This window comes from Pantoea sp. PNT03 (assembly GCF_014852515.1).
GTDB classification, from domain to species: Bacteria; Pseudomonadota; Gammaproteobacteria; order Enterobacterales; family Enterobacteriaceae; genus Pantoea; species Pantoea leporis.
Window position 1 is genome coordinate 338,886 of sequence record NZ_JACVBT010000002.1, and the last position, 21,512, is coordinate 360,397.

Annotated in this window: 20 protein-coding genes; 10 read left to right on the forward strand and 10 right to left on the reverse strand. The window is 55.9% G+C overall.

Going from position 1 to position 21,512, the window contains the following annotated elements; translation table 11 throughout:
* Window positions 1–4: 4 nt before the first annotated feature.
* Window positions 5–5,980 carry an autotransporter outer membrane beta-barrel domain-containing protein gene (locus tag IB226_RS09680; protein WP_192234972.1) on the reverse strand — a complete coding sequence of 1,992 codons (5,976 nt, stop codon included), beginning with the start codon at window positions 5,978–5,980 and terminating at the stop codon, window positions 5–7.
* A 484-nt stretch (window positions 5,981–6,464) separates the two neighbouring features.
* On the opposite strand from IB226_RS09680, the gene IB226_RS09685 reads away from it, so the two are divergent.
* A complete protein-coding gene (locus IB226_RS09685; RefSeq protein WP_192234975.1) occupies window positions 6,465–6,794 on the forward strand; it encodes a DUF2000 domain-containing protein in 330 nt (109 codons plus the stop codon).
* On the opposite strand, the gene IB226_RS23240 is transcribed toward IB226_RS09685, so the two are convergent.
* On the reverse strand, window positions 6,791–7,138 hold the full coding sequence (locus IB226_RS23240; RefSeq protein WP_309837658.1) for an AraC family transcriptional regulator: 348 nt from the start codon (window positions 7,136–7,138) through the stop codon (window positions 6,791–6,793). The genes IB226_RS09685 and IB226_RS23240 overlap by 4 nt on opposite strands.
* Window positions 7,114–7,284: a cupin domain-containing protein gene (locus IB226_RS23245; protein ID WP_225608252.1), complete on the reverse strand. Its 171-nt coding sequence runs from the start codon at window positions 7,282–7,284 to the stop codon at window positions 7,114–7,116. The genes IB226_RS23240 and IB226_RS23245 overlap by 25 nt, the downstream gene beginning before the upstream one ends.
* On the opposite strand from IB226_RS23245, the gene IB226_RS09695 reads away from it, so the two are divergent.
* Window positions 7,283–7,423: a hypothetical protein gene (locus IB226_RS09695; RefSeq protein WP_225608253.1), complete on the forward strand. Its 141-nt coding sequence runs from the start codon at window positions 7,283–7,285 to the stop codon at window positions 7,421–7,423. The two genes, IB226_RS23245 and IB226_RS09695, sit on opposite strands and share 2 nt — an antisense overlap.
* A gap of 33 nt (window positions 7,424–7,456) precedes the next feature.
* Here IB226_RS09695 and IB226_RS09700 read toward each other — a convergent pair whose 3' ends face one another.
* Window positions 7,457–8,059, reverse strand: coding sequence for a helix-turn-helix domain-containing protein (locus tag IB226_RS09700; protein WP_192234977.1), 603 nt, complete (start codon window positions 8,057–8,059; stop codon window positions 7,457–7,459).
* A 43-nt stretch (window positions 8,060–8,102) separates the two neighbouring features.
* On the opposite strand from IB226_RS09700, the gene IB226_RS09705 reads away from it, so the two are divergent.
* A complete protein-coding gene (locus tag IB226_RS09705; protein WP_192234979.1) occupies window positions 8,103–8,798 on the forward strand; it encodes a B3/4 domain-containing protein in 696 nt (231 codons plus the stop codon).
* Window positions 8,799–8,841: 43 nt separating this feature from the next.
* The gene (locus IB226_RS09710) at window positions 8,842–9,303 is read left to right on the forward strand and encodes a GNAT family N-acetyltransferase (RefSeq protein ID WP_192234981.1); all 462 of its coding nucleotides are present in this window, start codon (window positions 8,842–8,844) and stop codon (window positions 9,301–9,303) included.
* On the opposite strand, the gene IB226_RS09715 is transcribed toward IB226_RS09710, so the two are convergent.
* Together IB226_RS09715 and IB226_RS09720 are read right to left on the reverse strand one after the other, a co-directional pair.
* Entirely contained in the window at window positions 9,300–9,722 is a 423-nt protein-coding gene (locus IB226_RS09715; protein ID WP_192234983.1) for an NUDIX hydrolase, read from the reverse strand. The genes IB226_RS09710 and IB226_RS09715 overlap by 4 nt on opposite strands.
* Before the next feature lie 236 nt (window positions 9,723–9,958).
* On the reverse strand, window positions 9,959–11,107 hold the full coding sequence (locus tag IB226_RS09720) for an MFS transporter (protein WP_271460354.1): 1,149 nt from the start codon (window positions 11,105–11,107) through the stop codon (window positions 9,959–9,961).
* A gap of 204 nt (window positions 11,108–11,311) precedes the next feature.
* On the opposite strand from IB226_RS09720, the gene IB226_RS09725 reads away from it, so the two are divergent.
* On the forward strand, window positions 11,312–11,806 hold the full coding sequence (locus tag IB226_RS09725; protein WP_101761421.1) for a MarR family winged helix-turn-helix transcriptional regulator: 495 nt from the start codon (window positions 11,312–11,314) through the stop codon (window positions 11,804–11,806).
* A gap of 90 nt (window positions 11,807–11,896) precedes the next feature.
* Window positions 11,897–12,451, forward strand: coding sequence for a cytochrome b561 (cybB, locus tag IB226_RS09730; protein ID WP_192234985.1), 555 nt, complete (start codon window positions 11,897–11,899; stop codon window positions 12,449–12,451).
* On the opposite strand, the gene IB226_RS09735 is transcribed toward cybB, so the two are convergent.
* The gene (locus IB226_RS09735) at window positions 12,435–12,788 is read right to left on the reverse strand and encodes an MmcQ/YjbR family DNA-binding protein (RefSeq protein ID WP_192234987.1); all 354 of its coding nucleotides are present in this window, start codon (window positions 12,786–12,788) and stop codon (window positions 12,435–12,437) included. The two genes, cybB and IB226_RS09735, sit on opposite strands and share 17 nt — an antisense overlap.
* 124 nt (window positions 12,789–12,912) lie before the next feature.
* Here IB226_RS09735 and IB226_RS09740 point away from each other — a divergent pair, with 124 nt between their 5' ends.
* Entirely contained in the window at window positions 12,913–14,028 is a 1,116-nt protein-coding gene (locus IB226_RS09740) for a metallophosphoesterase (RefSeq protein ID WP_192234989.1), read from the forward strand.
* A 5-nt stretch (window positions 14,029–14,033) separates the two neighbouring features.
* Here the strand turns inward: IB226_RS09740 and IB226_RS09745 are convergent, their stop codons facing one another.
* Window positions 14,034–14,657: a TetR/AcrR family transcriptional regulator gene (locus IB226_RS09745; protein ID WP_192235597.1), complete on the reverse strand. Its 624-nt coding sequence runs from the start codon at window positions 14,655–14,657 to the stop codon at window positions 14,034–14,036.
* 137 nt (window positions 14,658–14,794) lie between these two features.
* Between IB226_RS09745 and IB226_RS09750 the strand changes: the two genes are divergently transcribed.
* Window positions 14,795–16,003, forward strand: coding sequence for an MFS transporter (locus IB226_RS09750; RefSeq protein ID WP_192234991.1), 1,209 nt, complete (start codon window positions 14,795–14,797; stop codon window positions 16,001–16,003).
* An 82-nt stretch (window positions 16,004–16,085) separates the two neighbouring features.
* Here IB226_RS09750 and IB226_RS09755 read toward each other — a convergent pair whose 3' ends face one another.
* A complete protein-coding gene (locus IB226_RS09755) occupies window positions 16,086–16,922 on the reverse strand; it encodes an alpha/beta fold hydrolase (protein ID WP_137386960.1) in 837 nt (278 codons plus the stop codon).
* A gap of 108 nt (window positions 16,923–17,030) precedes the next feature.
* Between IB226_RS09755 and IB226_RS09760 the strand changes: the two genes are divergently transcribed.
* Window positions 17,031–18,029: a GlxA family transcriptional regulator gene (locus IB226_RS09760; RefSeq protein ID WP_192234993.1), complete on the forward strand. Its 999-nt coding sequence runs from the start codon at window positions 17,031–17,033 to the stop codon at window positions 18,027–18,029.
* Between the two features lie 79 nt (window positions 18,030–18,108).
* Window positions 18,109–19,326 (forward strand): MFS transporter, encoded by a 1,218-nt coding sequence (locus IB226_RS09765; RefSeq protein WP_192234995.1) that lies wholly within the window; start codon window positions 18,109–18,111, stop codon window positions 19,324–19,326.
* Window positions 19,327–19,337: 11 nt separating this feature from the next.
* On the opposite strand, the gene IB226_RS09770 is transcribed toward IB226_RS09765, so the two are convergent.
* The gene (locus IB226_RS09770) at window positions 19,338–21,278 is read right to left on the reverse strand and encodes a methyl-accepting chemotaxis protein (RefSeq protein ID WP_192234997.1); all 1,941 of its coding nucleotides are present in this window, start codon (window positions 21,276–21,278) and stop codon (window positions 19,338–19,340) included.
* Between the last annotated feature and the right edge of the window lie 234 nt (window positions 21,279–21,512).

Sequence of the window (21,512 nt, forward strand, 5' to 3'; positions counted from 1 at the left end):
AATTTTAAAACGACCACCTCACGCCCGCGTTATAGCGCCAGCCTTTGGCGCCGTTGCCGTCGATCTCTTTGCGGTAATCCGCTTCGGCATACAGCGCAACATCCTTATTCAGCGTGGCGCTGCCGCCTAAACCAACGTCCCACATCTGACCAAACTTGCCACTTTCGAAGATTTGACTGCCTTCAGTATCCGCCGCACCGATTTTGGTTTTCGCGGTGCCGCCCCAGCCTTTGTAGTAATTGGCGCGAACGTACGGCGTGTAGGCGTTCTGGCTGGTATCCAGCCAGGTGCGATCGAGGCGTGCGCCGAGTCGGCCGATGGTTTGATCGTAATCGTTGTACGACACGCGCGTGCGATCTTGATCGGTGAAGCTATCCATCTTCATCTGCAGCCAGGTGATTTGCGCCTGCGGTTCGAGGCGCACGCCGTTGGCGAAGGTGAACGGATAGCCCGATTCCACCGACGCCGTCCAGCCTTTGCCTTTCGGTGTTGCCACCTCTTTCTGCCGGGCGATGTCGGTTTCACCGCGATACCAACCCCAACTCAGCGAGCCATCGAGGTAGAATCCGCTGTCGCGCAGCCAGGTGCCGTACAGCGAAATGCTGTCGCTGTCGAAACTGGTGGAGCTGTAACCGTCGGCTGCATGAGGACGAATGCGCGTGTTGCCACGCGTGTAGGCCACGCCGCCGCGCAAGCTGTCTTGTGGGCCGTCGGCGCGCAGTACGTTGCCGCCCAGCTGTACCGCGCTGTAATCCAGATCGAAGTCGTAGCCGTAATCGGCCAAACCGCGATTGCTTTGATACTTAAGGTTGGAGCCGAGATAGCGGATAAACATCTCGCCGCCTACGGCATCGGACGCGGTTTGCTGCTGACGCAGTTCGCCGAGACGTTTATGCAGATCGTCGGTCACCGCCAGCGAGTAATACGCCAAACCCACCGGCGCGGAGATGTAGGACGGCACCTGCGGCGTAAAGGCCAGCCGCACGGCACGCTGATTGCTGCCCGCTTGTGGCTGGCACAGCGAACCGTCTTCACAGACAAAGGTGTTAGCGAGTCGATAATCCCACGCACCGGATGTTGAACTGCCCGGCGCGAAGCTGGCTAAACCATATTGCCACGGCCCGGACGCCACATAGCCGCTCTTGAGCGCAAAACTGGTTGCGCTGGCGCTGCCGGTTACCTGCGCCAGCGACACACCTTCGCTGGCGGCAATCACGCCATCGCGATTGCTATCCAGCTGCGGGCCGCCGATCAGCGTATCGTCGATCAAGGTGGTGCCCGACACATTGCCGTTTACCCGCAGGTTGTCGCTCTGCGTGGCGGTAGAGTTGAGTTTCAGGCTGCCGCCCGCCGATGCCAGTTGGCCATCAATGGTTAAAACATTCGCCGCCGCGTTGCCGCCGTTAGTGAGATCCAGCGTACCGGCGTTATTTACCACCAGCGAATCATCGGTCGCGCCTTGCAGCAGCGGATTGACGTTATCACCGGCAAACAGCGTACTGCCGGCGTCGATATTGATGGTGCTGTGCGCCAGCTTGATGTTGTCGGTTAGCGTCCATTGGGTGGCGAAGAAGTTGAGCGTGCTCCAGCCCGCGCCGAGGTTGGTGCCTTTGCTGACATCATCGCGGGTAAACGAGCCGCCGCGCGCCGTCAGTTCGCTGAGATTGAGCGTGCTGCCAGCGCCGTTTTCGGTGGTGATGTGACGGGTATCGGCCAGGCTGACTCTCTGCACCGTTGCCTGATTCGCCGCACCATTGCCCATCGTCAGGCTGCCGTTCAGCGTGCCGCCGGCCACCACCAGTTCATCGCTGCCGCTGCCGGTATTCACATCGCCGACCACCGCACCATCGAGCAGCGCGATCACATCATTGCCTGCGCCTCCGGCTACGACGACCTGATCCGGGAACGGCGCGGAGATGGTGCCCTGGTTGATAAATACCGTATCGCCACCGCGCAAATCGATCAGCGGAGAGACGCGGCTGAGTGAGGCAATCGAACCCTGATTGATCACCTGGCTGGCGGTGCTGGTGACGATCGCCGAACCGCCGTTGAAATCGCGAATGCCAATTGAGCCCTGCGAAATCACTCTGCCGCTGGTGTTAGCACGAACGCCGGTGCCTTGTCCGGAAACCAGAATCGAATAATCCTTGCCGATCACCAGATCGTTGCTGGTGGTTGAACCATCGGCATTTTCGAAGCGATAACCGGTAGCGCCACCGCTGACGTTGATCAGCGCGCGACCATTGGGATCAAACGAAGTCGCCGAACGCACGCCGTTGCCGCCGCTCACATCCAGCATCACGTTATCCAGCGAGATATTGCTGGTTTCCGCGCGGTTGTTGATTACGCTGCCGCTGCCATAAGCGCCGAGAATGATGTCGTTGGCTTCAAAGCCCTGCGCGCCATGATCCAGCAACAAGCCATCGGCTTTACCCATCGCATAAATATTGCTCGCGCCCTGCCCGTCGCCGTAGATTTTCAGCCAGCCGCCGTTGCCAACGCGTAACGCTGCGGTGCCGTTATCAACGCGCAGGGAACTGTCCACCGGTACGTATTGGCCGTAGCCGCTGCTGACGTCCACGCCGATGCCCGACGCGATACGCATGCTGCCACGGTTAATGAAGTTACCGCCGTCATGCACGCGCGCGCCGGTGCTGTTTGGTCCGGTGAGATCGACGACGCCTTGATACTGATTAAACAACCGTGCGCCACCGCTCACATCAAAAGCGGTGCTATTGCTGCCGTTACCGGTGATTCGCGAGGCGGCGTAGATTTCCGACTCATCGCCGCCGACCACCGCCGCGGTGCCGTTTTCGCCATTCAGGGCAATGCCGCTGGTGATCACGCCTTCGGCGCTGCCGCTGACGCGCATCACGGTGGCATTTTTGCCGGTCACGGTGTAATTGTCGGTGCGGGAAACCATCGCGTCGTATCCGCTCACCTCCATGCCAGTGCTGTTTTCCCCGCTGAGCGTTATATTGCCTGGCGTTTCGGCATACAGCCACGCGCCGTTGACAATCTCGTATAGCCTTGAGTTTTCAGTGCTGACATCAATGCTGCCGCCGTGGCTGATCAAACGCGTGCCGGGATCCGCTGCGCGAAAACCGTATTGGTTCCTGTCGTGGAACACCACGCGATTGCCATCACCTAAATCAAGTAGTCCACCGGCAAACACCGCGCCCGCCAGCGCGTTTGAGCCAAACAAATTGATGGTGCCGTTTTGATAGAAGCGCGCCAGCTCGTGATAGGAGATCAATCCTCTGCTGGGTGAGAAACTCTCGGCATCCAGGTTATACACATTGAGCAAACCGATATTGATAACTTCAGTCGGCGTTACGCCATCGGTGTACTCGGGATTGCCGTACGCATACAGACCGGTGCTGCTGCGCGTCACGGTGACATCGCCACGGTTGAAGGCAAAGGCACCATTCTGCGCATAAATACCGTTGGTGCTCTGACCGCCTAAGGTGATATCGCCGGTATTGATCAACTGGGCGTGATTGGTGACAACCAGCGCCTGCTGATTGTCAGCAACGCCGCTGAGCGCCGCATGGTTGACCAGCAGCGTGTCCGGATTGAACTGGGTTTGCGGATTGATCGGGTCGCCTGTCAGGGTGAATTGATTGCCATCCGCCACCGCGCCGGTCGCGCCATTGCTGAGCAGCCTGATGCGGGTCGCCGCATCAATGGTGGCGTGCGCGCCATCACTGATCTCAATAGCACGCGCGTAATTGCCGGCAACGTTGAAGGTCGCGCCATTGGTGTTGACATCGGTGAACTCACCGCTGCCGTAAACGCCCGTGGCGAACGAGTTGTTCATGGAAAGCGTGCGGCCGGTGCCGTCAAAATCTGCCCCATCTGCAACACGGAAAATATTGCCGTACGGCACGGTTGCGCTGTAGCTGCCGTTTGCGGGCAAGTTGATTCTGGCGTTGGGGCCAAGGGTGTAAAAACTGATATGCCGTGCGGTATACACGTTGGGATCAGGCACGGATAGCGGCACCGCATTAGCGCTGACATCAACCACAGCAAGCCCTTCCGCACGAATACCAATATTCGAGTTTCCGCCGAGCCGTATCGGTCCGGTCAGTTTCGCGTAAGCCGTGCCGCCCGGATCGCCCTTCACCCATACCGCCGTGTTAAAGGAATTAACAAACCGATCGCCATCGCCAGGCACGTTGATCGCGCCGCTGGAAAATGCCACGGAGTCATTGCCATCGCGCGCGATGACTTTTAGGCCAGTGCTGTTGTAGCCGTTGACATTGATGGTGCCGATATTGCCAACCTTGCCAAGGCTGCCTGAATCCAGCACCAACATGCCAACGTTCTCGGCGGGTTGAACTTGCGCCTTGCCGTTAACGTCGATGACGCCATTGTTCAGCGTAACCGCGTGAGGCGCGAGCTCCACCTTCATCCCTGCCGCGTTTTGCACTTTGGATCCAATCACGATGTGGCCATTATTCACGGCTTTTGAATCAAGGAATTGATAGATGCCGCTGGCGCCGCCACTTAGATTGACGGCGACATCTTCGGTGGGATCATTTTTGCGATTTTGCGGCGTGCGCCCGATGTAGATGAGGCCGTCTTTGGCGTTAACGAAACCGCCTTTGCCGTCGCTGCTCAGCAATACGCCCACTGCCGTGCCGCCGCTGCTGACATCGCTGACGCCAACGTTGATGTTGCCGTGGTTAACCACTTTGCTGTTGTAGGCATTGATGCCGGTACTGAAGCCCACGCCGGGTTGCAGGTTGATCACGCCACGATTGATAAAGCGACTTTCATAACTGACGTCGACTGCGCTGCCGCCCGCGCCAACCGTGCTGCTATCGACGCCTTTGCCATTGGCGTTATTAAGAAAACCGGCGTTGATGACGCCGTTGTTGAAGCCGCGCGCGCCGCTAAGCAACTCCAGGCCAGAACCGGTGCTGGCGAGTTTGCCATCGACTATCGCCTTTGCCCCGTTGCTGGCACGCATCACCGCGCTGTTGCTGTTCACCACTTCCAGCGTTTTGCCGCGATTGATTTTCACTTTTGCCTTCGGACCATCGGCGCTAAGCACCACCTGATCGAATATCGGTAGCGCCACTTCATCATCGAAGTTGTTGGTGCTCATGCGATACACCACGCGCCCTTCGCGCAGCGCGTAGGCCTTATTGAATTCTGTGTTGTAACTTTCGGTGCTGAGGTTGGCGTTGGAGAGCTGATCGATCAGCCAGTCGTTGTAATTGCGCAGTTCATTGAGATTAGTGACGTTGAACGTGTTAGTGCCGCCATCAAGTGTATTGACGGTGAATACACCCGCGTATTCCACCACGTTGCCGACATCGTAAGCCAGGCGATCGCCACCGTACGGCGTGGTGCCGGCGGTGAAGGCGATACGGTTATTGGAATTCCAGTTCAAATTGCCTTTTTTGCTGGCGGTAAATAACTGGCTTTGCTTAGCCGCCATCGACCAGCTATTACTGGAGGACGTCGCCGCCGCGTTATGCTTGCCAATATCGATATTCAGCGTGCCATTACTGACGGAAGCGACACGCGCGTTGATATATTGTTTGTCGTTTACATCAAAATAATCTGGCACGACGGTATCCAGACCTACAGCAGGTAAATCAACCAGTTCTGCAGTATTAAATACCTGATAGGTGGTGTAGGTATTTTCTTCGTAATTGGGGATGCCAATAGCGTAATTCTGCGCACCGATTTGCAGCCGCGCCGCGCCAATCACGTTGTCATTGATAATTCGCCCAATATTGCGCAACTCACCAATCGTTACGCTGCCCGTACCGTTTTCACCCGGCGCGAACTGCGGCAATCCGCTCAGCGTTTGCGTGCTGCCATTACATAAACAGTAAGCACCAACTTTATTGTCATTAATTTCAGGCGTATAAGGCTTTAATATCGCCGCCGTTGTCGGCAACACAGGGAACATCACGCCTTGCGCAGCCACAAGGCTTAGTAACACCGGATTTAATTTAAACACAATGTTTTCCTCAACAGAGAAAAGACAATACGCGCACGGATTATTACCGTTGCGCTTTAGGTTTGTTTAAGTAATCGAATTATTTTGTTTCAGCTTTTTAATGTTTGAAATCGGGTGAAATGAGTATCTACGCTTTAGCTGGCAAGCGTCCAGTTTGAGTTAAGGATTTGTGAGGTGGGAGAAAGGATTTAGGAATTAGGCCAGGGTGATTTTATAATTATCCGGATCTAATAGTCGTAAAGATGATGATATTGAAACATCAAGTAAGCTATATGGGATTTAATAAAACTCTCATGCATTCATTGTGATTTATTCGAATCTTTTATTCAGCCAAAGGCCAGGCCGCTAATCCCTTTAATTCCTGCAGTACAAACATACTCTGCATCTCCAACTGCGCGATAAATCGCGCCGCTACAAAATGTGCGGAATTTATACTCCAGCGATCGCTTACTTTTGCATTCCCACTCAAGGTGAAATACTCAACATGGATTTCGACGCAAACACCCATCGCTGCACCATCTTGATTGATCAGCAACTGCCCGCCGGATTGGCAATTAACGCTGCCAGCATTATCGGCATTAGTTTTGGCAAATTACCAGGAAATTTGGTGGGGCCAAATCAGCAAAGCCAGGATGGCGTTGATTATCCCGGCGTCATCTACGCGCCGCTGGCGCAATCCTGCAAAACGTACGAAGAGTATGGCGATCGTATTGCTGACGCGCACAGCGATCAGATTGAGTTGGTGGCGATCGGTTTGATCGGTCCAAAGAAAAAAATTACCCTTTTAACCGGCAATTTGAAGCTGTATCGCTAAACATCCTCTTCGGCGGCGAACCACGCAGGCGGCTGGCCGACATAGCGACTGAATGCCACGCTGAAGGCGCTGGCGGAGCGATAGCCAACGCGCTCTGCCACTTCGGCTACCGCCATGCTTTTACCGCGCAGCAGATTTTTCGCCAGCGCCACGCGCCACGTCAGCAGGTAGACCATCGGCGCCACGCCAACCGCTTCGCGGAAACGCACAAAGAAAGAGGAACGTGACAGCGCGGCGGTTTTCGCCAGTTCGGCCACCGTCCAGCTGTGCGCAGGGTTTGCATGGATGGCGCGGATTGCCGCCGCCAGCCGTTCGTCAGCTAACCGCTCATCACGCCCGGACACGCATTGCAGATCGGCATTGATCGCAGCGCTTCGATTAACAGCAGCTCTAGCAAGCGTTCCAGTACCACATGACGCGCCGGACGCTGTGCGCGGCACTCATCCATCACTAACTGCACAAGCGTGGTCAGGCGCGATTCGCCGCGCATGGAGAACACGCAGCTTGAGCCGTATCAGCCGCTGTTAGATGGCGTTTTCAGCACGATGCAGCAGCCACAACCCACCACCAAGGCGCTGGATGTGGCGGAAGCGGTGTGGCGTGCGGCGACCGATGCGCATTCCAGCTGACGAAGATGCGGTGGCGCTGGCGAACGAAGTGGGTTAACCGTGAATTTCGGCGACTGCCATGGTGAAAACCAGCGGCAGTTCGCCGAGGTTCGCATAACTGTGCGGTGCGGCGGTTTTCGCCACCGCTGAACTGCCGCGCGGCACCTGCAACCGCTGTTCATCAACCGTCAACGTAAGTTCACCTTGCTCGACATGCAGCAGTTCGTAAGTGCGCTGCGGATGGCCCGGCGAGGCGAACTGTTCGCCGGGGAACATCTCCCAACGCCATAGCTCGATCATATCCGGGCCTTGCGTGCCCGCCAGCAAACGCGCCGTACCGCCCTTGTCCCCTTGCCAAAGTATTGGAATGTCCTCTTCAGCAACCAGATGCGCCAGCGGATCGGCGGTGACATTCACAATATCGGCCACCGATATTCCTAGCGCTGCCGCCACTTTGCACAAAATGGCGATGCTGGGATTCGCGCTGCCTTTTTCAATCTCAACTAACATGCCTTTACTGACGCCCGCGCGGCGCGAGAGCTCATCCAGCGACAGTTTTTGCTGTTGGCGGAAACTTTTGACGCTGGCTGAAACGGCGGCGCTGACATAGTCGATATCAGAACCTGCTTCGGTCAATTTATTGACTTTCGTCTTCATCGGTCACTATCATGGAATAAATTAGTCATTACAGGATTATGTTATGTTCGCCTTAAGCCCGTCAATCGATCCTTCCGTTTCTGCTTTAGCGCCTGACTTTACCGCGCTCAGCATTTTAGTTCAGGCTGCGCCAGTATTGCGTCCGCAAGTTGGTGAAGAAGCTTTAGCGCAAGCTTGTCTCGATATGCTGCAGGATGATTTTCCCTGGGCAGAAGCACATCTGACGCAATGGGCGGGAATGTTCAAACATTTTGGTGCCAAACCAAAACGCACGCCCTGTTCGGCAGATGCCTTGCGCAAGCGCGTGCAGCGCGACGGATCAATGGCAGCCATCGATCCAATCGTGGATCTCTACAATGCGGTGAGCATTCGTTTCGCCATTCCGGTTGGTGGTGAGAATGTGGCCGCTTACGTGGGCAACCCGCGGCTGACGCGCGCCGATGGCAGCGAACCCTTCGATGTCTATAAAGAAGGCGTCTTGAGCCATGAATCTCCCGAACCTGGCGAAGTGGTGTGGCGGGATGACGCAGGCGTAACTTGTCGTCGCTGGAACTGGCGACAAGGTGTGCGCACGCGTCTCAGTATTGAGCAAACGCAGATGTGGTTTGTGCTGGAGCGATTACCGGCGATGCCACTCGAAGCATTGCAACATGCGGGCGATATGCTGGAGCAAGGTATTCAGCAGATGATGCCCGGCGCTATTATCGAACGCAGTATACTTGGCAATATCAATCACTAATCGCTATGTTGTCACTCTCGCCTGCCACCTTTTAGGAATCGGAATGCACATCAGCCTGCTGGCACAACAGCCACAGTTTTTGGATGCGGTGACGCAAATGCTGCATCAAGAATGGTCAGATTTCCCCAACTGGCGCGATGCGGCAGTGATTGAGCAGCGTTTACGGGCGCGCAATGCCGCCGAGGCCAAAACGCTGACGCTGGTGGCCACCACAAGCGATGGCGAATTGATGGCGACCGCCAGCATTATCCATTACGAACTGCACGATATCGCCGAGCGCGAGTTTTGGCTCGGCGAAGTCATTACTGCCGCAGCACATCGTGGAAAAGGGTTGGCGAGTGATTTGGTAACACGCTTAATTACCGAAGCGCGTCAGCGTGGGATCACCGCGTTGTGGCTTTATACGCCGGATCAACAAGCGCTCTATCGCCGCTTCGGCTGGCAGGATGTGGAGCAGCGCGAGATTGCTGATGAAGATGTTACGGTGATGAAGCTGGTGCTCTAAGTGGATTTTGCCAACGCCTGCAGCGCCGCCAATCCATCGCGTGCCATCCATGTGCGCAGCGGCGCAAACAGCGGTTGCGGCAGATTTTCTGGTGCGAACCATTGCCAGCCGTGGCACTTTTCAGGCTCCATCAGTTGTGGTTCACCGATTGCGTCCTGCGCCACCATCAGTAGCGTAATGTAGTGCTTGTTGACATCGGGAAACACATCGCTAACGAACGCGCCGTTTTGCAGTTTACCAAGCTGTAAGCCGGTTTCTTCCAGCACTTCGCGACGCGCGCAGGCTTCCGGCGATTCGCCAAACTCCAGATGCCCGCCCGGCGCAGACCAGTCGCCCGCGCCGTGGCTGCCTTTGCGTTGCCCTAATAACAGTTTTCCATCGCGGAAAACTAAAACGCCGATTCCCACTTGTGGCGACATGGTTGCTCCTTGGTTTGCAGGCTGTCATAAATGACGAACCTGCGTGAAAAAATTGTCCCACGTTTTATCACATTGATTGCCGCACGATTATCGCTTAATGCCGATCAGTTAAGCGCCGTATCGAATCACCGCACCTTCCGTAGCGGCGCGATTTATCGCGCAATGAATTGCGCCGCTACAATGTGTGCTCTCGGTAATGAGGGGTTTTCATGTCTTAACTGACGAGCATTACGCGATTATCGCTGCGTTTTAAACCGCAGCGCCATCACCATCAGCAACATAATGCCTACGCTCATGATTATCCACGCGCTATCGAGCGAGGCGGCGCGGTCACGCACGATGCCAGCGATCAGCGGCATCAACGCCGCCAGCAAATAACCGCCGCCCTGCACGAAGGATAGCAATGCGCCCGCTTCTTCCGGCGTGTGCGCGTGATCGAGCGTGACGATCAGCGAGAGCGGGAACAGCGCGCCAATGCCTAATCCGAGCAGCAATGTAGGCAACCACGCCTGCGCCCCGCCAAGCCACAGCAGACTGATCAAGCCCAGCAGAATCAAAGTTAACACCACCAGCAACGGACGGCGACGATCGCGGAAGCGATGTATCAACGCCGACAGCACAAAACCCGCGGCAACTTCCGTCAGCGTGAGCGCGCCCAGCACATAGCCACTTTGTTCAGGTTGCCAGCCGTGCTGCATGTAAAATGGCGGCAGCCACGCCAGCACCAAGGTGTACGCGCCGGTGCCAATGCCAAAGAAGATCATCAACAGCCAGGCACGCGGTGAGCGAGCAGTGCGTGGAGCCTGGCTGCTTTGCATTGGCGTTACGCCGCGTGAAAACGTCAACCACAGCAACAGCGCGATGACTGCGGGGACAACAGGAATTGCCAGCGTTAACGCTAAACCTTGCGATTTCGCCAATGGTGCGGCGCTGGCGGCAGCAATCGCTGCGCCCGCCATAATCCCGGTGGTGAACAGCGCCATCAGCGTGCCTGCTTTCGCACCAAAGTGACGTTTGATCTGCGCTGGCATTAAGGCCTGAATCAATCCGATACCGCAACCCGCCACCAGCGCGCTGGTAATCAACGCTGTGGCAGATTGCTCGAACCCACGCGCGACGCTCGCCAGCGCCAGCAACAGCAATCCGGCAGCGATACCGCGCACTTCGCCGAGCCGGCGCAACAGCAGCGGCCCGGCCAGCGCCGCCAATCCCATCATGATGACCGGCAACGTGGTCAGCAGGCTAAGCTGCGTGGCGCTGAGCTGCGCGTCGCGCTGCAGGAGTGGAAACAGCGGTCCCATCGCCGCCATAATCGGCCGCAAATTCAGTGCGATAACAAAAACCAGTAAGGCAAACATCCCAACCGCAGGTAAAGTACGATTCACTTTGCATCTCCATGCTCATTAAAAGTATCTTAACGTTAAGATACTTTTCGCAGCAGCAACAGCCCATGCGCACAAAGCAACAAATGGGGATGAGATGGCGAATATTAATCACCGCACAATCCGTAGCGGCGCAATTTATTGCGCGATGAATCGCGCCGCTACGGATTGTGCAAACAGGCAACAACAGCATCAGGAGAAATCAATTTGACCGATCACGTCGATTTTGTAGTTGAACAATGGGCCAGCGCGATGCCGGAGCTGGATGCATCGTCGATGGCGGTATTTGGTCGCATGCTGCGTATCATGAAACATCTGGCGAAAACGCGCGCTGAAGCGCTGGCACCGTTTGGATTTCGCGATGGCGAATTTGATGTGCTGGCGACGCTGCGGCGCGCGGGTGCGCCCTATCGCTTGTCGCCGACCCAGCTGTATAAATCATTGCTGGTGACATCGGGCGCGATGACCAATCGCCTCAATCGGCTGGAAGAAGTGGGGTCGATTGTGCGCGTTGCCGATCCCGACGATAAACGCAGCATGCTGGTGGCGCTGACTGAAGAAGGATTAGCGAAGATCGAGCAAGCCCTGCTGGTACACACGCAAACGCAAAATAGCCTGCTGGAAACGCTGGATGCAGCGCAGCAAGCGCAGCTGAAAACCTTGCTGAGTCAATTGTTGGTGGCAACAGAAGCGGAAAGGTAAAAACGCTGTTGCTGATGTGTCAAATAATGAATTCATTCAGCGCATTTTCCATTAAAGTAACCGTCCCGCCAGGCCTTTTACGGATTAAAAATGAGCAATAAATACGCCCCATCGCAGATTTTTCTTCACTGGTTGACCTTTCTGTTGGTCGTCACTGCGTATTGCACCATGGAATTTCGTGGACTGGCGACGCGCGGTTCGTGGCAAGGCTTTGCCATGATTATTGGTCACTTCAGCGCAGGAAGTTGTGTGCTGGTGATTATGCTGTCACGCATCCTGCTGCGTTTTCGCCATCGCAGCCCGGCGATTTTGCCCAAGCCGCCGCACTGGCAAACCGGTCTGGCGCATCTGATGCATCTGGCGATCTACGTGTTTTTCATTGTCTTGCCCACGCTGGGCATTTTGTCGCGCTTCTATATGGGCCGCACCTGGTGGATTTTTGGCATTCCGATGCCGGTGAGTGGCGATCCGGATCCGGATTTCGCCGACATGATTGCGGACTGGCATGAAACCCTCGCGCCTTACGGATACTGGCTGATCGGCATTCATGCCGTGGCCGCGCTGGCGCACCATTATCTGTTCAAAGACAATACGTTAGTGCGCATGATGCCTGCGCGCCGCTCGCGTTCTAAAACGTCAGACTGAAGCTGTCATCCAGCAACGCCAGAATCTCGCTATCCGGCAAGCCGTTTTCCAGCGTGATGCTCAGCCAATGCTCTTTGTTCATGTGGTAAGCCGGATAAACGCCGGGCAACTGGCGCAGCGACCCAGTCAGTTCAGGTCGCACTTTGATGTTCATCACGTCAATTAACGGCCCATCCGGTAAACCGAGTTTGTGAATCTCCAGCGGGAACACCAGCGCAAACCATTTGCGGTGCCGCGGATGACGCAGCACTGCATACTCACTGTGCTTTTTCCACGGATAATCGGGTTCTACCTGATAGTGCTGATTGATGTAGTCGAACAGCTGCTGGCGTTGCATGCATCCTCCGTAGTGTATTGCGCCTAAAAAAGTACGTGCGAAGCCATGATAGTAATCAGTTACGTCTACACTGCGTATAGATTTCTTGCGCTAAATCAGCGCCCTTAAACCAGGGAAGTGAGTGATGTTCCATCTGATTTTCAGCATACCGAGCTGGTATGTGATCGCCCGATTTTTGTTCCCGTTAGCCATGCCCTTGCTGTTAAAAATCATCCTTTCTCTGCTGGTGTTGCTGGCTTCGCAATATCTGCTGGTGAGCCGTTTTACCTCTGGCAGCATGTTCTCGCCGGAAATGCCGCGCGCCATCGTCATCCTGTTCAACTGGGGTTTCAGCGCCGTTTTATTCCTCGCGCTGACGCAGTTTGTGATTGATGGAGTGGCGCTGGTTTCACTGTTGTTCCGCCATCCGTTCGAAATCGTGCCCGCGGTGCGTTATGTGGCGGCGGCGTTTACCTTGATTCTTGCCACGGTTGGCGTTTATCAGGCCATCCGCGTTCCGCCGATCAAAGATGTGACCATCGAGATCGACAACCTTCCGCGTGAATTCGAAGGCTATCAACTGTTGCAGTTAACGGACATGCACATCACCAAACTTTTTAATGAGAAATGGACGCGCGCCCTGGTGCAAAAAGCCATGACGCTGGACGTTGACTTGATTCTGGTCACCGGCGATGTGATTGACGGCACGCTGCAGAACCGTCGTGCGGACGTCGAACCGCTGCGCGGATTACACGCCCGCGATGGCGTTTTCGCCATCACCGGCAATCACGAATATTTCTTTGAGCAGGAGCGCTGGACCGCACATCTGGCGTCGCTAGGTCTGGAGCCGTTACTCAATCGCCATACGGTGATTAAACGCGATAACGCCGAGCTGGTGATAGCCGGCATGCCGGATACGTCAGCAGCACGACGTGGCGCAGTTGGCCCCGATTTGGAACTGGCGCTGGCCGGTGCGCCGGAAGACGCTCCGGTGATCTTGCTCGACCACCAGCCGCGCAACGCCCGGAAAAACGCATTGAAAAACATCGATCTACAGCTGTCTGGCCACACGCACGGCGGGCTAATTATTGGCTTCGATCGCCTGTTTGCCAAACCCAACGCGGGTTTCGTGTCGGGTTTGTATCAGGTCGACGGCATGCAGCTCTACGTCAACAACGGCACCGCGCTGTGGCCTGGCATGGCGGTGCGTTTGGGCCGCCCCTCAGAGTTGACCCGCATTACGCTGCAGCGCAAACCGTAACGCACTTAAGATTGTGGGATTGCCCGCGAGGCATCCCACAATCTCATCATCTGTGCGATTCCGCGCTCAACTTCGTGGAGAGGAACTTCATCGCGCGCTAGCGTTGAGATCCCCAGCATAAAACTGTTGAAGCTGACCGCCAGCGAAAGCGTCTCCTCCTCATCCCGCAACTCACCGCTGCCGATCCCTCTTTCAACGCAATGCTTTATCCCTTCACGGGTGCGGATGCGCGATGCTTCAAGCGGTTTAAGCACGTGGCGATTTTCCTCAGAACAGGAAGACATCACGCTTAGCGCAACCATGCATCCACGCGGATGCGCAGGATCGTACTGCATTCTGGCGGAGTTGAGCAGCGCGGTTTCCAGCGCCTGGCGAGCGGGCACGCGGGTATCCCACAAAGCTTCCGTGACCTGAGCATGGGTTTGCAAATAACAGTTCACGGCTTCAGCAAAGAGTGCCTCTTTCGATCCAAACGCGGCGTAGAAGCTTGGCGCGGTGATGCCTTTGCCTATTGAGGCTTTGAGCTGCGCCAGCGAGGTTGATTCATAGCCGTTTTCCCAGAAAAGGTGCATCGCTTTGATCACCGCTTCATCCCGGTCAAATTGTCTTGGTCTGCCTGTTCTCATCATCACATCCTCCGCCATTTATACTAATCGATACAGAATTCATTGACAACGCACAGCTCGCCTCCGCAATATAAATACCGATCGATACATATATCCATGGCGCTTCGCGGCGCTGTTGCAAATCAAGAGCAGGCTAAATAATGAATTCAACGTTTAAGCACGAAGAAGCCCAACGGCTGCCAATCCTGGCGCTTTTGGCGCTCGCAATGGCAGGTTTTATCTGCATCCTGACTGAAACCATACCCGCGGGATTGCTACCACAAATCAGTCAGGGGCTTAATATTTCCCCCTCGCTGGCCGGTCAATGGGTTACCGCCTATGCAGCCGGTTCGCTACTGGCCGCGATTCCGCTCACATTGCTGACCCGAAGCTGGTCGCGCCGGGTTGTGCTGCTGAGCACCGTGTGTGGGTTTCTGCTATTTAACACTCTTACCGCCGTCTCTTCTGACGTTGTCATCATCTTAATAGCGCGATTTTTTGCTGGTGCGTCAGCCGGTTTGGCCTGGAGTCTGATTGCGGGCTATGCGCGAAGAATGGTGGTTCCATCGCTGCAGGGACGCGCATTGGCGCTCGCCATGGTGGGCACGCCCATCGCTCTTTCACTCGGTGTTCCGGCAGGCACATGGATGGGTTCGTTGCTGGGATGGCGTCTGACTTTTGCCGCCATGTCGGGTCTCTCTCTCATTCTTATCGGCTGGATTTTGCTGGCCGTGCCGAACTATCCCGGCCAATCTGCTACGCAAAAAATGCCGCTCGGCGCAGTGTTACGCCTCCCCGGCGTAGGTGCCGTGCTGGGTGTGGTGCTGACCTGGATGCTGGCGCATAACATTCTCTATACCTACATTGCACCGTTCCTTGCTTCAGCCGGTCTGGCGCATCGCGTGGATGTGGTGCTGCTGATCTTTGGTATTGCGGCATTGGGGGGAATATTCATTACCGGCAAGATCATTGATACGCATCTGCGCAAAGCGGTGCTGCTGTCACTCTCCATCTTTGCTGCGGTGTCGGTGATTTTTGGTCTGAGTACGCCAACACCCGCCGTGATCTATGCGGGCATAGCCGTTTGGGGACTCACCTTCGGTGGTGCCGCGACGCTGCTGCAAACGGCTCTGGCAGATGCCGCCGGCGAATATGCCGATGTCGCGCTCTCCATGAATGTCGTCACCTGGAACAGCGCTATCGCCCTCGGCGGTTTGACCGGCGGAATGTTGCTGGAACATGTCGGCTCCCAATCTTTTCCGTGGGCGATTCTGCTATTGCTGTTGGTCGCGTTGGGAATTGCGCTGCGTGCTAAGCAGGGTTTCCCGGCTGAGAACAGCCGGGAAACCGGCATTACACCGGTGGCTTAGCGTAAACATACATTACACATGCTGTAGCGGCGCGATTTATCGCGCAAATAATTGTGCCGCTACGATTCGTGAACTCGGTAATTTACGCTTTCGCAAACGCCAACAAATCAGGATTAATCTGCTCAGGATGCGTCGCGAACATACCGTGCGACAAGCCTGGGTAGGTTTTCAGCGTGCCCTGTTTTAGCAGCTTAATCGCCTTATGCGCCGAATCATTAATCGGCACCACCTGATCGTCTTCCCCGTGCAGCACCAATACCGGCACCGTGATCGCTTTTAAATCTTCGGTAAAATCGGTTTCCGAGAACGCAGCGATACAGTCGTACTGCGCCTTAGCGCCGCCCGCCATGCCCTGACGCCACCAGTTATCGATCAAACCCTGGCTCACTTTCGCACCCGGACGGTTAAAGCCGTAGAACGGCCCCGCTGGCACATCGATAAAGAACTGCGCGCGGTTAGCGGCTAGCGCCGAGCGGAAACCGTCAAACACTTCTTTTGGCAAACCTTCAGGATTGGCGGCGGTTTGCAACATGATTGGTGGCACGGCGCCCATCAACACTGCTTTCGCCACGCGACCTTTTTCGGCATGCGCCACATAACGCGCCACTTCGCCGCCACCGGTAGAGTGACCGATATGGATGGCGTTGCGCAGGTCAAGCGCTTTGGCCAGTTCTGCCACGTCAGCGGCGTATGTGGTCATATCGTTGCCGCTAGCGGTTTGGTCGGAACGTCCGTGGCCGCGACGGTCGTGGGCGATAACGCGATAACCTTGTGCCAGGAAGAACAACATTTGGTTATCCCAGTCATCGGCGCTTAACGGCCAGCCGTGATGAAACACTACCGGTTGGGCGTTTTTTGGGCCCCAGTCTTTGTAAAAGATTTTGGTGCCGTCTTGGGTGGTGATGATGCCGTTGCTCATGAGTAAGTCCTCTGTATGTGATTGTCTGCGTTCGATGGGCTTATTGTTATGGAAAGCGGCAGCGGCTAATATTGTCAAATATGACACATTAAGGGCCGTAACTGACAAATGATAAAAACTGATGAAAACAGCGTTGTCGCGGAGATTGGCTTGGTGATCTATCCCGATTGCCAACTCGCGGCGATATATGGCTTAACCGATATGTTCAGGATTGCTGCGGAATGGGCCGAGAATATATCGGGTGAAGAGCGTAAGCGGACGATTCGTGTCTCACATTGGCAGATTGATGCGCACAGCGATCACATGGTTTGCGTCTGGGATAGCCATCCCGATACAGCACATCGCCTGAGCCACGTGATTGCGCCGCCAAGTCTGGTGGTGCCAGCGAAAATGGTGCCAATGAAGGCGCCCGCCGACTGGATGAGTGAGCTTTATGACGCAGGCGTAACGCTCTGTTCGGTGTGCGCCGGTGCCTTTGTGCTGGCCGAAACCGGACTGATCGATCACCGTCGCGCCACCACGCACTGGGCCTTTGCGCAGACGCTGTCGGAGCGTTTTCCTGCGGTAGACGTCGCGGTGGAAAATATGGTGATTGACGATGGCGACATTATTACCGCCGGTGGGATTTTGGCGTGGACCGATTTGGGTTTAACGCTGATCGAAAAAGTGCTCGGCACCGGCACCATGCTGGCGACCTCACGCTTTTTACTGATCGACCCGCCGCGACGCGAGCAAAGCACCTATTCGGCATTTATCCCCAATTTCGATCACGGTGATAGCCAAATTCTGCGCGCGCAGCATCATCTTCATGCCCATGTTGCTGAGCAGCACAGCATTGAGAGCATGTCGGCGCTGGCAAGCATGACACCACGTACTTTTCTACGCCATTTCCAGAAAGCGACCGGCCTGCGGCCAACGGATTATTTGCAGCAGGTACGCATTATGAAAGCGCGCGACGCGCTGGAGCTGAGTAATCGTTCGGTCGATCAGATCGCCTGGGAGATTGGCTACAGCGACCCTTCCGCTTTCCGCAAAATTTTCCGCAAGCTCACTGGCGTCACGCCCGGCCAGTATCGGCAGCGGTTTGGTACCCGGCAACATAATTAACGCCCATCACAGCAGGAAAATTGCCTTTTTCCTGCCATGATTACGTTCGTCCCGTTCCGATTACTTGCTAAGGATTTCTATGCCACTGCGTTCGCTTCAGGCTCTGTGTCTGGTTAACTTTTTTATGGCTGACGTACGAGATGGTCTTGGGCCTTTTCTCGGCATATTTCTGACAGAACGCCACTGGAATGCAGGAGATATTGGCTGGGTGATGACCGCCGGTGGCCTTGCAGGGCTGGTTGCCACCCTGCCGGCGGGTTTAGCCACAGACGCTACTCGCCATAAACGATCGTTGCTGCTCATCGGTTCACTCCTGATCACCCTATCCACCTTGCTGCTGTGGTATTTCCATCAGGGATGGATCGTGGTTTTATCGCAGATTGTGACTGGCCTTTCCGCCGCGCTCATCGCGCCGATGTTGACGGGTATTACCCTTGGCCTGGTCGGTCCGCAAGGATTCAGCCATCAAATGGGGAGAAATGAAGCCTTCAACCACGGCGGAAATATGACGGCCGCCATTATTGCGGGTGCTTCAGTGTGGTTGTGGGGAACGGGTGCGGTGTTTGTACTCATGACGACGATGGCGCTGTGCGCAGGTGCAGCCGTGCTGGCTATTCGTCATAACGACATCGATAACCTTGCCGCGCGCGGGCTTTCTGGCAGCGAATCGGCCAGCAACGTCCCGCGTCTTTATCAGATTGCCCGTAATCCTGCCGTCATTATTACGGGAGTTACGCTGTTACTCTTCCATCTTGGCAATGCCGCGCTGTTACCTATGCTGAGCCTGCGGGTGGCGGCAGCGCACAACGCAGCCATCAGCCCCGGACTTTATGCTGCCGCCACGGTGGTTATTTCACAATGTGTGATGATTCCCATGGCGTTGTATGCTGCACGTCACGCACCGCGTTTTGGCTATCCCGTGTTGATCACGGCGGCGCTGCTGGTGCTGCCGTTACGTGCGTTGATTGCCTCCGCTTTTGACGGCGCTTATTTCATGATTCCGGTACAGATTCTGGATGGCGTAGCGGCGGGTCTGCTGGGCGTGGCGGTGCCGGGTTATATCGTGAAGGTGCTTGAGGGCAGCGGACATACTAATGCGGGTCAGGGTTTTATCATGCTCATGCAGGGCGTCGGCGCGGCAATGAGTCCCGCGTTGGCGGGAAACATTGCCGCAGCCTATTCCTATCGCAGTGCATTTGCCGTGCTAGGCGCAATTGCCCTGGCGGCGCTGATCACCTGGTGGATAGGCAGCCGTTATTCAGAGAAAAACGGCGTGCCACGCTCAGCGCGTTCTTAGCTGAGGCTCGATTAACTCAGCTGGAAACGCCCAACGGTGTTCGCCAGCTGCGAGGCCTGATCTTCCAGCGAACTGGCGGCGGCAGACATCTCCTGCACCAGCGCGGCGTTCTGCTGCGTGGTGCTGTCCATCTCGTTCACCGCGATGGTCACCTGGCTAATGCCGCGCGCCTGCTCATCGGAAGCGATCACAATTTCACCGATAATGGTGCGCACCGAATTCACCGCCTGCGTCATCTCCTGCATGGTCTTGCCCGCATCCTGCACCAGCTGCACGCCGCTGCCGACGCGCTGCGTGGATTCTTCAATCAGCGCGCCGATATCTTTCACCGCATTGGCGCTGCGTTGGGCCAGATTACGGACTTCCGACGCCACCACGGCAAAGCCGCGTCCTTGTTCTCCGGCACGCGCCGCTTCTACTGCGGCGTTCAGCGCCAGAATATTGGTTTGGAAGGCGATGCTATTGATGATGGCGGTGATGTCGCCAATTTTCTTCGCGCTGTCGTCAATTTGCGCCATGGTTTGCACCACTTCGCCCACCAGCGTTTCACCACGACTGGCAATGTGCGTGGCGTTGTCGGTGAGCGTTGTCGCCTGATGCGCATTGGTGGCGTTGTGTTTCACCGTGGCAGTAATCTGCTCCATGCTGGCGGCGGTTTGCTCTAGCGCGGCAGCTTGCTGCTCGGTACGCGAGGCGAGATTGAGGTTGCCGCTGGCGATTTCACCCGCGCCCTGACGCACCGACGAACTGGCATCCTGAATCTGTCCCACGATATCGCGCAGCTGGTTTTGCATGGTATGCAGCGCATAGAACAAGCTGCTGTTATCGCGCCCTTTCAACGTGATGACGTTATCGAGTTTGCCATCGGCGACGGCCAGCGCGATGGTCGCGGCTTCCAGCGGTTCGCCACCAATCGGCTTCAGCACTTTGCGGCTGAACAGCATGCCAAGCAGCGTACACACCACCAGAATGCTGATGATCATCAGGATCACTGCGTTAATCAGTTGACGATGCGCCGCCGCCATCACCTGGCTGACCGGCGCAACCACGCCGAGATACCATTTCTGATCGCTGTTACCAATCACCACCGGCTGCCAGGTTACCAGCGCATCTTCACCCAGCAACGCATCATGATGTTCCATCACGCTGCTGCTGAAGTTATGGGTATCACCTTTCCACGGCTTGCTGGTCTGGCTTTTATCCGGATAGGAAACCACATTACCCGCGCTGGAGAGCAACATCGCATAGCCGCTGCCTTCCCACGGTTTGATTTTGTTGACCTTTTCCTGCAGCGACGCCAGCGAAATATCGGACGTCACCACGCCCCACAGTTTGCCCTGACTCACAATCGGCGCCGCTACCGAAGTCAGCAGCGTCGGCACGCCGTTGTAGGCGTAGCTGTAAGGTTCAATCAGCATATCTTTCTGACTTTTTTGCGGCAGCAGATAGTAATCGCCCTGACCTGGCGTGAAGATCGAGGTCAGCGGATGTAGGTTAAAATTGCCGGTTTGATCGCGATCGACGAAGAAGGCGTAGCGACCTTTCGGTGCCGCATTGGCTTGGGTGGCGAACTCCGCGTCACGTCCGTCGAAGGCATTCTCTTCGAAGATCACCGAGATCGACAGGTAATCGGGATTATCGCGCAGCGCCGATTCCATCAGCTTATCAGCAACTTTACGGTCCTGAATGCCCGCCGCTGGCAGTGCGATCAAGCTGTGGCCGAGGTTATGCGCCACATCGCGCGCGTAGCTAAGTTCATGCTGAATTTGCAGCGCCTGGCTTTGTGCAATCTGCTGTAGATAGCTTTCGGCCAGCGACTTTTGTTCGTTACTGGATTGCAAGCTCAGCACGCCGATGGTTACAGCAAAGCCGAGTGTGATGGTTAAGGCGCCCGTCAGCAGCATCTGCGTGCGGGTGCTCATTGTTTTCTTAGGTGATGCGTGTTTGGCCATTATGGCGCTCCTGGAGTTGACACTTTTCGGTATTCAGAACCACTCCCTGTGCGCGTACATCCCTTTGAACACTCTATCGGCGCGCGGCGCTAGAACTTGATGGCAAGGTACCAAACTCCGGTGGATTGCCATTGATGGTCACCGACATTAGCTCAGCGCCAGATGCCTGCAAGCTCCGCTGGTCAATGAGCCGATTACAGACTATTATTCAGCTCACCATATGAGCCGAATATC

Excerpts from the sequence above, each read along its gene's own strand:
- IB226_RS09705 (WP_192234979.1), top strand. The coding sequence starts at position 8,103 with ATGTTCGCCTTAAGCCCGTCAATCGATCCTTCCGTTTCTGCTTTAGCG.
- IB226_RS23245 (WP_225608252.1), bottom strand. The coding sequence starts at position 7,284 with ATGCGCGGCGAATCGCGCCTGACCACGCTTGTGCAGTTAGTGATGGAT.
- IB226_RS09715 (WP_192234983.1), bottom strand. The coding sequence starts at position 9,722 with ATGTCGCCACAAGTGGGAATCGGCGTTTTAGTTTTCCGCGATGGAAAA.
- IB226_RS09710 (WP_192234981.1), top strand. The coding sequence starts at position 8,842 with ATGCACATCAGCCTGCTGGCACAACAGCCACAGTTTTTGGATGCGGTG.
- IB226_RS09765 (WP_192234995.1), top strand. The coding sequence starts at position 18,109 with ATGCCACTGCGTTCGCTTCAGGCTCTGTGTCTGGTTAACTTTTTTATG.
- IB226_RS09735 (WP_192234987.1), bottom strand. The coding sequence starts at position 12,788 with ATGCAACGCCAGCAGCTGTTCGACTACATCAATCAGCACTATCAGGTA.
- IB226_RS09770 (WP_192234997.1), bottom strand. The coding sequence starts at position 21,278 with ATGGCCAAACACGCATCACCTAAGAAAACAATGAGCACCCGCACGCAG.
- IB226_RS09755 (WP_137386960.1), bottom strand. The coding sequence starts at position 16,922 with ATGAGCAACGGCATCATCACCACCCAAGACGGCACCAAAATCTTTTAC.
- IB226_RS09695 (WP_225608253.1), top strand. The coding sequence starts at position 7,283 with ATGGAGAACACGCAGCTTGAGCCGTATCAGCCGCTGTTAGATGGCGTT.
- IB226_RS09700 (WP_192234977.1), bottom strand. The coding sequence starts at position 8,059 with ATGAAGACGAAAGTCAATAAATTGACCGAAGCAGGTTCTGATATCGAC.
- cybB (WP_192234985.1), top strand. The coding sequence starts at position 11,897 with ATGAGCAATAAATACGCCCCATCGCAGATTTTTCTTCACTGGTTGACC.
- IB226_RS09745 (WP_192235597.1), bottom strand. The coding sequence starts at position 14,657 with ATGATGAGAACAGGCAGACCAAGACAATTTGACCGGGATGAAGCGGTG.
- IB226_RS09750 (WP_192234991.1), top strand. The coding sequence starts at position 14,795 with ATGAATTCAACGTTTAAGCACGAAGAAGCCCAACGGCTGCCAATCCTG.
- IB226_RS09740 (WP_192234989.1), top strand. The coding sequence starts at position 12,913 with ATGTTCCATCTGATTTTCAGCATACCGAGCTGGTATGTGATCGCCCGA.
- IB226_RS09685 (WP_192234975.1), top strand. The coding sequence starts at position 6,465 with ATGGATTTCGACGCAAACACCCATCGCTGCACCATCTTGATTGATCAG.
- IB226_RS09760 (WP_192234993.1), top strand. The coding sequence starts at position 17,031 with ATGATAAAAACTGATGAAAACAGCGTTGTCGCGGAGATTGGCTTGGTG.